Consider the following 12535-nt stretch of genomic DNA (forward strand, 5'->3'; position numbering starts at 1 on the left):
CTGAGCCAGGATCAAACTCTCCGAAGAAATGTTTGACTTGCTCATTTGCTTTTTTGATAGTGTGTGCTCACTTAAAATTTAACGTTGGCGCTTTGTTCTGTTCAGTTTTCAAAGAGCGATTTATCGTCGTTACTTCGTAAGCGACTTTAATAATATATCATCTATATTATTTCTTGTCAACGACTTTATTCTTTCGCTGTCGACTTAGTTATTATATCTAGTATCAGGAATAAAAGCAATAGTTATTTTAAAATAAATAATATACATCCATTCATAGATTTCAAATACTATGACTTTACCCCTGATCAAGAAGAAAAAGCTTACATTTCAAGAGTGGAATTTTTCTTTAAACATTATAGTATTTCTTCTATATATAATTCACGATTAATCCCTAAATTGATAATTTGCCCACTATCCATCACCTTTACGACCGGTCTTGTTTGCGAGCCGGCATCAATGAAAATGATTTCAGCGATGAATCCATTGTTCAGTTTGACCCGGCTTCCTATGGAAAAATTAGCGAAGCTTGATAACAAGGTTTTAACTACCGCAATATCAAATTTACCAAAGTCATCATGGAAGATCATTTCCAATACCTTAAACGGTGACTGTTTCTTTCTATATGCCCTTTCGGAAGTCATGGCGTGAAATACATCTGCAACAGCAATGATTTTTGAAAATAAGTTCATGGGCTTTGTTTTCAATCTTTTGGGATAACCCGTTCCATCTAACCTTCCATGATGCTCTAGAACGGCTACCCTCACACTATCCTTAATGATGGAACTATCCTTTATCATCTTGTAGCTGAAAATGGGATGGGCATGTATCTCCTTATAATCATCTGCCGTCAGGCTTTCCCTTTTATTTAATAATCTTGGTGGCAGCTTTGCCATCCCGCAATCTGCCAGACATCCGCCAATTGCAGCTTGATAGACATCAGCCCTATTGCATTTCATTTTAAATGCAATATATCCTCCTATCAATCCAATGGAAATAGCATGATGAAATACATATTCTTCTTTATTGCAATAGTGGTGCAGCATCAAAATGTTTTCTGGTTCCTCTAAAGCCTTGTCCATAAGGGGAATCATGATTAAACGGATCATGGCCACTTCGACTTTACTGCCCGCCTGCCAATTTTTAAATAATCGTTTATATGTTTGTACTGACTTAAGGATACAAATCAGTAAAATCCGATGACTTTCCCCTTTCTTGCAATTCTGGATCGATTACTTCTTTCGGCAAAAATTTCTTTCCATCAATCAAAGTTTTTTCAACGCTTACCTCTGTTATTAAAAAAGCTTGCAATGCCTCAATTAATTGCGTGGTCAATATTGTTTTTTCATACATTATGGGGCGATTCGAAAGACCTCTAATCTCTTTAGAGATGATGCAGCCTTCAATTAAATAGTGAGTTTTCACTAGCAAAACGTTTCACCTCGGAAGTATTAATGAGTATCAGTTTACTTGAAAAACATGGTGAAAACTATCTTTTTTTTATGATTAAATACCTAAAAAAAAGCGATTTATCAGGAAATCCCTTCGAGGCAAACGAGTCTTTTTACCCAAACCCAAACACTCTGATATCACTTTGAAACCGAGCTAATGCAAAAAAGACCCAGCTTTATTGCTGGGTCTACAGTTTTTTTACGGTTTATACAATTTGAGCGTTGCCTACGGATACTCCCGCTTTCTCATTGTTTTAAAAATAATCAAAGGGAATTTCAAAAGGGGTTCGGAATTTTAATTCCGAACCCCTTTTTCAGGAAAAGATTATTCTTCCGTATCTTTTTCAGTTTCTTCATTTTCTTCATTTACAGTAGGTTCAGGATCAGAATCCGGATCTAGAGTTGTTACCGCCTCTATATCCATGTCTTTTTCTTCTTCTTCTTCCCTTCCTACGATGGCCACCGTAGAAACATATTCATTATCTGCGGATTCGAGTCGGATGAGCTTAACACCCTGTGTATTACGGCCCGTTTTAGAAATGCCTTCGACTTCCATTCGGATCAATACACCAGCTGCTGTAATCAGCATCAAATCTTCATCTTCACCCGTAACTGTTTTCACGGCTATAAGTTCACCATTTTTCTCAGTGACATTACATGTTTTTATTCCTTTGCCTCCACGGCTTTGAATACGGTATTCTTCCGCAGAGGTCCTTTTTCCATAACCGTTTTTCGTAACGATCAGGACTTCTTCATCATCTTCAAGAATTTCCATTCCGACAACTTCATCATTCGTCCCTAAGGAAATCCCTTTTACTCCTGCTGCAGTACGTCCCATTGTCCGTACATCCGTCTCAGGGAAACGAATCATCATTCCGGACTTCGTTCCAATTATGATCTGTTTCTCTCCATTCGTAAGTCGGACAGAGATCAATTCATCATCTTCACGTAAACCTAGGGCAATTAAACCGTTATTACGGATATTTGCAAAAGATGATAAAGGTGTACGCTTTGATATACCATGTCTGGTCGTGAAGAATAAATACCAATCGTCCGCAAATTCCTTCACAGGTATGATTGCGTTGACCCACTCGCCTTTATCGACTTCCAACAAGTTGATAAGCGGCAATCCTTTTGCTGTCCTGCCATATTCAGGTATTTCATATCCTTTTGAACGATAGACTTTACCTTTGTTGGTAAAGAATAATAGAGTGTCATGAGTCGAAGTGGTTAACAAGTGACCGACAAAGTCATCTGTATTCGTTCCCATACCCTGTATTCCGCGCCCCCCGCGTTTTTGACTGCGGTATGTGGTTGCAGGCAAGCGTTTAATATAACCGTTATGCGTAAGTGTCACGATTATATTTTCCTCTGGGATTAAATCTTCATCTTCCAGGCTTTCAAAGCCGGCTAATGTGATTTCAGTTCTCCGTTTATCATCAAAACGTTCTTTAATTTCAAGAAGCTCTTCACGGATAATTTCAAGAACCTTTTCCTCATCAGCAAGAATCGCTTTATATTCTGCAATTATAGCCATTAATGCCTGATATTCATCTTCGATTTTTTCACGTTCCAAACCTGTCAAGCGCTGTAAACGCATATCCAGGATAGCTTGCGCCTGTTTTTCGGAAAGTGAGAATTGTGTCATTAAGCCTTCACGGGCAATATCTGTCGTTTGGGAACTGCGGATCAACGAAATGACTGCATCCAAATTATCAAGTGCAATACGCAAACCTTCTAAAATATGGGCACGGGCCTCCGCTTTCCGCAGTTCAAATTCAGTCCTGCGCCGTATGACTACCTGCTGATGCTCCAAGTAGTAGCGCAGGCATTGTTTTAAATTCAGCACCTTTGGCTGACCGTCCACCAAAGCAAGCAGATTGATTCCGAAGGTGGTCTGCATCGCGGTATGCTTATACAGGTTGTTTAAAAGGACATTCGCATTAACATCCTTTCGAAGTTCCATGACAATACGCATGCCATTGCGATCCGATTCATCCCGTAAGTCGGTGATGCCTTCGATTTTCTTATCTCGGGCAAGTTCTGCAATTTTTTCAATCAATCTTGCTTTATTCACTTGATAAGGGATTTCCTTAACAAGGATTACCTGTTTACCATTCGGTTTCTCTTCAATCTCGACTTTCGCCCGTTGAATGATTGACCCTTTACCGGTTTCATAGGCCTTTCTGATTCCGCTTCTCCCTAAAATCAAACCGGCTGTCGGAAAGTCCGGACCAGGAATATATTCCATCAACTCTGGAATTGTAATTTCAGGATTCTTGCTTAAAGCCAATACGCCGTCAATTACCTCACCTAATTGATGGGGCGGAATATTGGTTGCCATTCCTACCGCTATTCCTGATGAACCATTCACCAACAAGTTCGGGAAACGGGCAGGCATGACGGCTGGTTCTCTTTCTGAACCATCGTAGTTATCCTGGAAATTGACCGTATCTTTATTTAAGTCCCGGAGTAACTCCATCGAGATTTTCGACATTCTCGCTTCGGTGTACCTCATTGCGGCAGCTTGGTCACCATCGACCGAACCGAAATTCCCATGTCCATCCACAAGCATATAGCGATAGTTAAAAGGTTGCGCCATCCGTACCATTGTTTCATATACTGCCGAATCACCATGCGGGTGATATTTACCGATAACTTCCCCGACAATACGGGCTGATTTCTTAAATGGTTTATCCGAAGTCATTCCAAGATCGTTCATTGCATAAAGAATTCTTCGGTGTACCGGTTTCAAACCGTCCCTTACATCAGGCAAAGCCCGCGACACGATAACGCTCATCGCATAATCCAAAAACGATGTCCGCATCTCGGTACTTATATTTATTTCTTTAACACCTGATCTTTCATTTTCTGACATGGAGCCAACCTCCTATTAAAAGCTTATATCTCATTTAAGTTTAACTGTTCGTGCACTATGTAAAGAACAGGATGTAAAAAGCATCCTGTCAAAAATCAGATATCAAGATTTTTTACATAAATTGCATTTTCTTCAATGAAGTTACGTCGCGGTTCCACCTTGTCGCCCATCAGCATCTCGAAAGTTTCATCAGCCTCGGCGGCATCTTTCAAACTGACTTGAAGCAGCGTTCTCGTTTCTGGGTTCATGGTCGTTTCCCACAATTGCTCCGGATTCATTTCCCCCAGCCCTTTATAACGCTGCAGGTTAGGCTTTGGAGTACTTGGCAAACTTGCCATGATTTCTTCAAGCTCGCGGTCATTATAAGCATAATCCACTTTTTTCCCTTGCTGAATCTTGAAAAGTGGCGGCTGAGCAATATATATATATCCATACTCGATGATTTTTCGCATATACCGGTAGAAGAATGTCAACATCAGTGTTCTGATATGGGCACCATCCACATCCGCATCGGTCATGATAACTATTTTATGGTATCTAGCTTTTTCAGTATTGAATTCATCACCAATCCCTGTTCCAAGTGCTGTGATGATCGTTCCTATTTCTTCATTATGCAGGATTCTGTCCAATCGCGCTTTTTCAACATTAAGGATTTTACCCCTTAGCGGCAAGATAGCTTGGAAATGGCGGTCCCGCCCTTGTTTTGCCGATCCTCCCGCAGAGTTTCCTTCAACGATGTATAATTCGCTGATACTCGGGTCCTTAGAAGAACAATCTGCCAATTTACCTGGTAGATTGGATACTTCCAAAGCACTTTTCCTCCGGGTCAATTCACGTGCTTTCTTCGCTGCCAATCGGGCTCTCGCTGCCATTTGCCCTTTATCTACAATTTTTCGGGCCACGGCAGGATTTTCGTATAAGAAGGCATCAAGTCGTTCCGAAAGAATGGAATCAGTAACCGTTCTTACCTCAGAGTTTCCGAGTTTGGTTTTCGTCTGACCTTCAAATTGTGGATCAGGATGCTTAATCGAAATGATTGCCGTTAAACCTTCCCGGACATCTTCACCTGAGAAATTGGCATCAGCTTCTTTTAAAAGACCATTTTTCCGTGCATAATCATTGATGACACGGGTCAAAGCAGTCTTGAATCCTGATTCATGTGTACCGCCTTCATAGGTATGGATATTATTGGCAAAAGAAAAGACATTACTGATATAACTGTCATTATATTGCAAAGCCAATTCAACGGAAATTCCATCTTTCTCGCCTTCCATGAAAATCGGTTCCTCATGCAATACCTCTTTAGAACGGTTCAAATGCTCAACATAAGATTTGATACCGCCCTCATAGTGGAACTCCCTGATTTTTTCTTCTTCTTCACGTTTATCTTCAATGATCAGCTTCAACCCTTTATTCAGGAATGCAAGCTCACGGATTCGTGTGGCTAATGTATCGAAGTCATATTCCAGGGTATCCGTGAAGATTTCACCATCAGGAATGAAGTGTACAGTCGTTCCGGTATGATCGGTTTCCCCGATGATTTTCAAATCTTCTTTTGGGATACCGCGGTTAAATTGCTGATAATGGATTTTACCTTCACGATGAACGTAAACTTCCAATACCGTGGATAAGGCATTAACTACTGATGCCCCCACACCATGCAGACCGCCGGAGACCTTATAACCTCCGCCACCAAATTTACCGCCCGCATGAAGGACCGTCATGATTACTTCTACAGCTGGGCGTCCCATTTTTTCATGGATCCCCACAGGAATTCCCCGACCATTATCGACTACGGTTATGCTATTGTCTTCTTCGATCGTCACTTTGATTTCCGTACAGAAACCGGCTAGTGCCTCATCAATACTATTATCGACAATTTCCCAAACAAGATGGTGAAGTCCTTTTGCAGAGGTAGTGCCGATATACATCCCCGGACGTTTACGAACTGCTTCTAAGCCTTCTAAAACCTGTATCTGATTCTCATCGTATGCCTGAGCTTGTACTTCTTTTTGTTCCATTGTCATACGTATCACCTACACTTTTCTTTTGGCATTATCAATTTTAAGGAGTAATTATAACGTTTAGCTACAATTCAAAGAATATCTATATCATCGATTAAGAGCGATGGCTGCAGTGAACGCTTTTTCAAAGTGGACGACGCAAGCGGTGAATAATATACCTGTTTGTCCGTCACTACAATCGATTTAACCGAGTTTTTTGCTAAATGGGAAGTTACATCAGATTTTTTCTCCAAAAATTCACTCATGATTGGAGAGGCCTGGAGCAGCTTCTTATCTAAAATGGCTATGACATCGTCCGTTTTCACAAGAATGTCTTCACCAATATGGAGATACATACATTCACCTCATCATTTAACCTTTTTTATACTTCCTTGACTAACATAAAAGGTGGACGCTTCTCTTAGGGTTTGATGATCGATTCCATCAACGGAGGGTGTCGTCACGAATGTTTGCACTTTCCCTTGTATCGTATTCAGTAAATGGGATTGACGGAAATCGTCAAGTTCCGATAACACATCATCCAATAATAAAATGGGATACTCGCCGATTTCTTCATGGATCAGCTCAATTTCGGCAAGTTTCAAAGACAGGGCCGTTGTGCGCTGTTGTCCTTGTGAACCGTATGTCTGGACATCACGGTCATTCACAAAAAAAACCAGGTCGTCACGATGAGGACCTACCAGTGTTACACCCCGTTCAATTTCCCTTGTTTTTATTTTATCAAATTTTTCTGTGTATACTTCTATCATTTTCGTCAAATCCATAGATTCTGATACATCAAGCGACGGTTTATATTGGATTTTCAATACTTCTAGATTTCTGGAGATCCCCGAATGAATCGGCTCTGCCCATTGCTGGAGCTTTAAAAGAAACTCGTATCTTCTTTCGACAATTTTCGCTGCATACTGAATAAATTGGTCGGTCAGCACGTCAAGCATCGTCGTATCCGTTTGTTTCCGGGTCTGCAGAAGCTTTAAGTAATGATTTCTTTGTTGAAGTATTTTATGATATTGGCTCATATCATGAAGGTATACGGGAGAAACCTGGCCAATTTCCATATCTATAAAACGGCGTCTGACTAGAGGACTTCCCTTTACAAGGTTTAGATCCTCAGGCGCAAACATGACCACATTCATATTTCCGACATATTGACTCAACTTTCTTTGTTCAATATGGTTGCACTTCGCCTTTTTCCCTTTTTTTGAAATGGTCAGCTCAAGTGGTATTGAGGTATTTCTCTTTCTAACTCTTCCCTCTATTTTAGCATACTCTTCATCCCAGCGAATAAGTTCTTTATCATTTGAGGTGCGATGAGATTTTGCCATTGCTAAAACGAAAATAGATTCCATGACGTTTGTTTTTCCTTGAGCATTTTCGCCGAGGATTACATTGACTTTATTCTCAAAAGTCAGATTCAATTCGGTATAGTTGCGGTAATTTTTCAAACTTATATTTTCAATATACATATTCCGCTCTTCCCTTATGTTTTAGCTTGTAATTGTGTAGGTGCCAAATCCAGGAATCTCTATTTTATCACCTGATCTTAATTTTCTGCCTCTTCTCACGTCTAATTCGCCATTAATGTAAACTTCGTATTCACTTAAGAACCATTTCGCCATTCCGCCGCTTTGGATTAAATCGGCCAATTTCAGGAATTGTCCAAGCGTAATATATTCAGTATTGATTTTTATGGAGTCCATTTCATGCCTCACTCATTTCTAAGTAGTCTTTAATATTTCATTTTACTAAATTAATCCCATTAAGACAAAGTATAGCTTTTTCAGTTCTTATTTTTAACGATTCAGCGTTCCGTACATCATTTAAAAAACGCCAAAAACCCTTTGGAAATCTATCTTTAAATATAAAAAAATTAAAGACCTGCTACACAAGCCTTTAATTTTTTTGAAATATTATTTTAGCTTAGTAAGTTCTTACCGGGAGAATTAATTGCAGCATGGAATCGTCATGTAGCGGACGAATGACAAACGGACGCATTGCACCTGTGAAATTAATTTTTATATCGGAACCTTCCAATGCCTTTAGAGCATCCATTACAAATTTGGCACTGAATGAGATCTTCAGGTCTTCACCTTCAATGGCTTCTGCCTGAACTTCCTCAATTACTTTACCAATTTCAGGAGTATTGGAAGAGACTTCGATTATACGGCCTTCCAGGGTTGTCAATTTAACGACATTATTTCTTCCTTCTCTGGCCAATAAAGAAGCCCTGTCGATCGCTTGAAGGAAATCCTTGGTGTGAACAGTCACATCGGTTTTGCTATCTGATGGAATCAATCGTGATGTATCGGGATAATTGCCTTCAAGAAGTCTTGAGAAGAATAATAAATTTTCAGCTTTGAAAAGTACTTGGTTTTCGGTGATGACGATTTCAATGAGTTCATTTGTATCATCAAGGATTTTACTTAACTCATTCAGACTTTTACCTGGGATGACAACGCTATAGGTCCCGTTAATTTTATTTTCTATTTTGGCTGTTCTCATTGCAAGCCTATGACTATCTGTTGCAATACAGGTCAATTCGTCATCTTGAACCTTCAAGTTTACACCTGTTAAGATGGGGCGTGTTTCTGACGTGGACACTGCAAAGCCAGTTTGGCGGATAAGGGTCTTTAAAAGGTCCGTTGGAAGTTTGAAAATATTTTCTTCTGCAATGATCGGAAGATGCGGATATTCCTCAGGATCCAGTCCATTTAGATTAAATTCAGCTTTACCCGAGCGAATAATCGTTTGAAAGTTATTCTCCACTTCAATTTCTACAGTATCCATCGGCAGCTTTTTGACAATTTCACTGAAAAAACGGGCATTCAGGACAATACCGCCGCTGCTTTTAACTTCAACAATCTCATCACCGTCAACCTCAGCGGGAATGAATGATTGGATGGAAATATCTGAATCACTACCTGTTAGAGTGACCCCCTCACTAGTAACGCTTATCTTTATCCCTGTTAGGATCGGAATCGTCGTTCTTGATGTGACTGCTTTCATTACTTCTTGGACACTATGAACTAATCGATCTCTTTGGATTATAAATCTCATGTTTCATCCTCCAATTTTTTTATTGCCGAATAGGCATATTTATTAATAATTTTTATTAAAAAAGATAGTAGTAATAGTAGTAGGTCCTGTTGATATGTGGATAAGTCCACTCAACCTAAGGAAAAACAGTCTATCCACATGTGGACAGACTGTGTGTAAGTAGTCGCCAGTTATTCACATTATCCAGAATCCATTATACCCTCAGCTGGTCCTGGATTTCTTTAACCTGACGTTGAAGCTGGGTGTCCGTTTGCATGAGTTTAGAGATTTTTTCATGCGCATGGATGACGGTCGTATGATCGCGGCCTCCAAATTCATCACCTATCTTGGGCAGGGAAGAGTCCGTCAATTCCCTGGAAAGATACATGGCAATCTGTCTTGGAAAGGCCACGGATTTAGTCCGTTTTTTCGCCTTGAAATCCTCAAGTTTGACACTATAATGTTCACCGACCGTCTTCTGGATTTCCAAGATGGTGATTATTTTAGGTTTTGAGCTAGGAATGATGTCTTTTAATGCTTCAGCTGCCAAATCGGCATTTATATCTTTATTGATCAATGAAGAATAAGCGACGACACGAATAAGTGCACCCTCAAGCTCACGAATATTGGAATCGATTTGGTTGGCTATATAGAGCATGACTTCGTTCGGGATATCAAGACCCTCAGCTTTTGCCTTTTTACGCAATATGGCAATCCGCGTTTCCAGATCAGGCGGCGTGATATCCGTGATCAAGCCCCACTCAAACCTTGAACGGAGGCGATCCTCTAGTGTAGGTATCTCTTTTGGCGGGCGGTCACTCGAGATGACGATCTGTTTGCTTTCTTCATGCAGCGCATTGAATGTATGGAAAAACTCTTCTTGAGTTTGTTCTTTTCCCGCAAGAAATTGAATATCATCAATTAATAAAACATCCACGCTTCGGTATCTATCACGGAATTCCCCAGCTTTATTGTCCCGGATCGAGTTGATGAATTCATTCGTGAACTTTTCAGACGATAAATAAACGACCTTCGCATTCGGATTATGCTCTAGAACATAATGCCCGATTGCATGCATTAAATGAGTTTTTCCAAGGCCGACGCCCCCATATATGAATAAGGGATTATAGGCTTTGGCAGGAGCTTCTGCGACAGCGAGAGACGCGGCATGGGCAAAACGATTGCCGGAGCCGATGACAAATGTATCGAATGTATTTTTCGCATTAAGCATATGCTGTGGAAATGCAGCATGCTCTTTATCCTGTTTTTTTATCTTTTTAGGCTGAACAGGAACGGCAAAATCATCATCTTCTTGATTGGGGGGAATGATGAATTTTGCTTCCAATTCCTCACCGGTAAGTTCAAACAATACATCGGAAATAAGATGGGAATAGCGTTCTTCAAGCCAATCCCTGGCAAATTCATTGGGAGCGGTGACTGTTAATGTATCACCTTGCAGTAAATAAGCCTTGGTTGATTTAAGCCAAGTTTCAAAGCTTGGTTTACTGATTTTCTTTTCGATTTTTCCGAGCGCCTGGTTCCAGAGGCTATCGATGTTATCCAAACTTATCCCTCCTTTGCAAAAAAAATTTTAATCATTTTATTTAAATGTATAGGCACAAATAAACTCATCGATTGCCGTCTTCATATTAATTTTGACAGCAAAGGTTCGGTGAGCTGTATTAAGGAATTTTTGTGTTGTGTAATGTGAAGTGCCCAAAACTATATCTTGCGCTGTACAACCTTTGTACAGACTACATCTGGTGAGCCAGTGTAGATTTGAATGTTTATTCATCAACAGGTATTTTAAGAAATATATAATAAAGAAGAAAAAAGGGTTTTCGACAATATCCACCATCTGTGGACAGATTAATATACACAGGTCGGATAAACTATCCACAAGTTATTCACAGTCTGTGGATAAACGTTACCTGTTGATAAAGTTATTCAGAGTGAAAACACAAATATAATATCAGAAATTCAGGCGTCTTGCAATGGGTTAGAAAACTTTATCCACAACTTACCGAGCTTGTGGGAAAAACTTTTCCACAGGCCATTGTTATGTGCAAAAGTCTCTAAAATGAGATGTGGATAGAAAAAAACATGTCGAATTTTATCCACAGACGGTGATTATAGGCTCGAATTAATCTGATATGAACCAGGTGTTCAAGCCGGAAGACCTCCATGGGGAAAGATCGAAAGTGATTCAGGGTCATTCTTATAATTTGTCGAATGTTGTGTCGGAAAGGAGGATTACTTGCGAATCTCATATTCGTGCTCATGGATAAAATGATGGAAATTTCCCTTTCCCCAAAAATTTCTATATCAGTTCGGGGCAAAATCATTTACAATAGGCTAGGTAGTAAAAAAAGGCCTACTGGACATTGAGCATTAAAAAAGAAATTTTTTATGGATGAGGTTGACAAGTAGAAACCTCCATCTATATAATTGTAAAGACTGTCTTTAACTGTTATTCCTCAGGGAGGTGTCATATAATGAAAAGAACTTATCAACCGAATAACCGCAAACATAGTAAAGTTCACGGTTTCCGTGCACGTATGAGCACGAAAAACGGACGTAGAGTAATCGCTGCACGTCGCCGTAAGGGCAGAAAAGTATTATCTGCATAGACCACTGAAAAGTCTCAGTGGTCTTTTTTCGCAAAATAAGGGATTTACTGAGACTCAATTCATGTAATGAAGGTGTAAAAATGAAAAAAAAGTTAAGGATTAAGAAAGAGGATGAATTTCAGCTTGTGTTTAAAAAAGGTGAATCTTCTGCTAATCGGCAATTCGTTGTCTATGTCCTTGAAAAGCCGGGTCAGGATCATTTTAGGATCGGCCTTTCTGTCAGTAAAAAAATCGGGAACGCCGTTGTAAGGAACCAAATCAAAAGATACATACGGCAAGCGTTTTTGGAATTGAAAGAAGATATAGAAGAGGGTAAGGATTATATTGTGATTGCTCGAAAACCAGCGGCGGAGATGGACTTTTTCCAGGTGAAAAGCAGCTTGATTCATGTCCTGAAGCGTTCTAAATCACTAAACTTTAAAATGAAAAAACAATAAAGTCCCCTTAATATCGAATAAGCACTCCTCGTATCATATTGTTACTTGAGTAAGATGACATAGAAAATTCCGATTGTAACTG

General features: G+C 39.8%; 11 protein-coding genes. 2 read left to right on the forward strand and 9 right to left on the reverse strand.

Annotated features, from left to right (window positions below):
- Positions 1-353: 353 nt before the first annotated feature.
- The 9 genes from AC1DIV_RS01700 to dnaA all read right to left on the reverse strand — a co-directional run bounded on the left by AC1DIV_RS01700 (position 354) and on the right by dnaA (position 10950).
- Positions 354-1106, reverse strand: a complete 753-nt coding sequence (locus tag AC1DIV_RS01700; RefSeq protein WP_340878620.1) for an HD-GYP domain-containing protein — start codon at positions 1104-1106, stop codon at positions 354-356.
- A 64-nt stretch (positions 1107-1170) separates the two neighbouring features.
- Positions 1171-1422: a hypothetical protein gene (locus tag AC1DIV_RS01705; protein WP_477575683.1), complete on the reverse strand. Its 252-nt coding sequence runs from the start codon at positions 1420-1422 to the stop codon at positions 1171-1173.
- A 351-nt stretch (positions 1423-1773) separates the two neighbouring features.
- Positions 1774-4326: a DNA gyrase subunit A gene (gene gyrA, locus AC1DIV_RS01710; protein ID WP_048687939.1), complete on the reverse strand. Its 2553-nt coding sequence runs from the start codon at positions 4324-4326 to the stop codon at positions 1774-1776.
- Positions 4327-4421: 95 nt separating this feature from the next.
- Positions 4422-6347 carry a DNA topoisomerase (ATP-hydrolyzing) subunit B gene (gyrB, locus tag AC1DIV_RS01715; protein ID WP_034316251.1) on the reverse strand — a complete coding sequence of 642 codons (1926 nt, stop codon included), beginning with the start codon at positions 6345-6347 and terminating at the stop codon, positions 4422-4424.
- 74 nt (positions 6348-6421) lie between these two features.
- Positions 6422-6685 carry an extracellular matrix regulator RemB gene (remB, locus tag AC1DIV_RS01720; RefSeq protein WP_034316197.1) on the reverse strand — a complete coding sequence of 88 codons (264 nt, stop codon included), beginning with the start codon at positions 6683-6685 and terminating at the stop codon, positions 6422-6424.
- Between the two features lie 12 nt (positions 6686-6697).
- A complete protein-coding gene (gene recF, locus AC1DIV_RS01725) occupies positions 6698-7816 on the reverse strand; it encodes a DNA replication/repair protein RecF (RefSeq protein WP_048687943.1) in 1119 nt (372 codons plus the stop codon).
- Between the two features lie 21 nt (positions 7817-7837).
- On the reverse strand, positions 7838-8050 hold the full coding sequence (gene yaaA, locus AC1DIV_RS01730; RefSeq protein ID WP_034316192.1) for a S4 domain-containing protein YaaA: 213 nt from the start codon (positions 8048-8050) through the stop codon (positions 7838-7840).
- A 220-nt stretch (positions 8051-8270) separates the two neighbouring features.
- Positions 8271-9407 (reverse strand): DNA polymerase III subunit beta, encoded by a 1137-nt coding sequence (dnaN, locus tag AC1DIV_RS01735; RefSeq protein WP_054398443.1) that lies wholly within the window; start codon positions 9405-9407, stop codon positions 8271-8273.
- A gap of 193 nt (positions 9408-9600) precedes the next feature.
- On the reverse strand, positions 9601-10950 hold the full coding sequence (gene dnaA / locus AC1DIV_RS01740) for a chromosomal replication initiator protein DnaA (RefSeq protein ID WP_034316187.1): 1350 nt from the start codon (positions 10948-10950) through the stop codon (positions 9601-9603).
- A gap of 931 nt (positions 10951-11881) precedes the next feature.
- Between dnaA and rpmH the strand changes: the two genes are divergently transcribed.
- Both rpmH and rnpA read left to right on the forward strand, forming a co-directional pair.
- Entirely contained in the window at positions 11882-12016 is a 135-nt protein-coding gene (gene rpmH, locus AC1DIV_RS01745) for a 50S ribosomal protein L34 (RefSeq protein WP_034316183.1), read from the forward strand.
- 80 nt (positions 12017-12096) lie between these two features.
- Complete coding sequence (gene rnpA / locus AC1DIV_RS01750) at positions 12097-12453, forward strand: ribonuclease P protein component (protein WP_048687950.1); 357 nt, start codon at positions 12097-12099, stop codon at positions 12451-12453.
- The last annotated feature ends 82 nt before the right edge of the window (positions 12454-12535 follow it).

Source organism: Peribacillus sp. 05N428 (assembly GCF_056397085.1).

Excerpts from the sequence above, each read along its gene's own strand:
- AC1DIV_RS01700 (WP_340878620.1), bottom strand. The coding sequence starts at position 1,106 with ATGATCCGTTTAATCATGATTCCCCTTATGGACAAGGCTTTAGAGGAA.
- gyrA (WP_048687939.1), bottom strand. The coding sequence starts at position 4,326 with ATGTCAGAAAATGAAAGATCAGGTGTTAAAGAAATAAATATAAGTACC.
- gyrB (WP_034316251.1), bottom strand. The coding sequence starts at position 6,347 with ATGGAACAAAAAGAAGTACAAGCTCAGGCATACGATGAGAATCAGATA.
- remB (WP_034316197.1), bottom strand. The coding sequence starts at position 6,685 with ATGTATCTCCATATTGGTGAAGACATTCTTGTGAAAACGGACGATGTC.
- recF (WP_048687943.1), bottom strand. The coding sequence starts at position 7,816 with ATGTATATTGAAAATATAAGTTTGAAAAATTACCGCAACTATACCGAA.
- yaaA (WP_034316192.1), bottom strand. The coding sequence starts at position 8,050 with ATGGACTCCATAAAAATCAATACTGAATATATTACGCTTGGACAATTC.
- dnaN (WP_054398443.1), bottom strand. The coding sequence starts at position 9,407 with ATGAGATTTATAATCCAAAGAGATCGATTAGTTCATAGTGTCCAAGAA.
- rpmH (WP_034316183.1), top strand. The coding sequence starts at position 11,882 with ATGAAAAGAACTTATCAACCGAATAACCGCAAACATAGTAAAGTTCAC.
- rnpA (WP_048687950.1), top strand. The coding sequence starts at position 12,097 with ATGAAAAAAAAGTTAAGGATTAAGAAAGAGGATGAATTTCAGCTTGTG.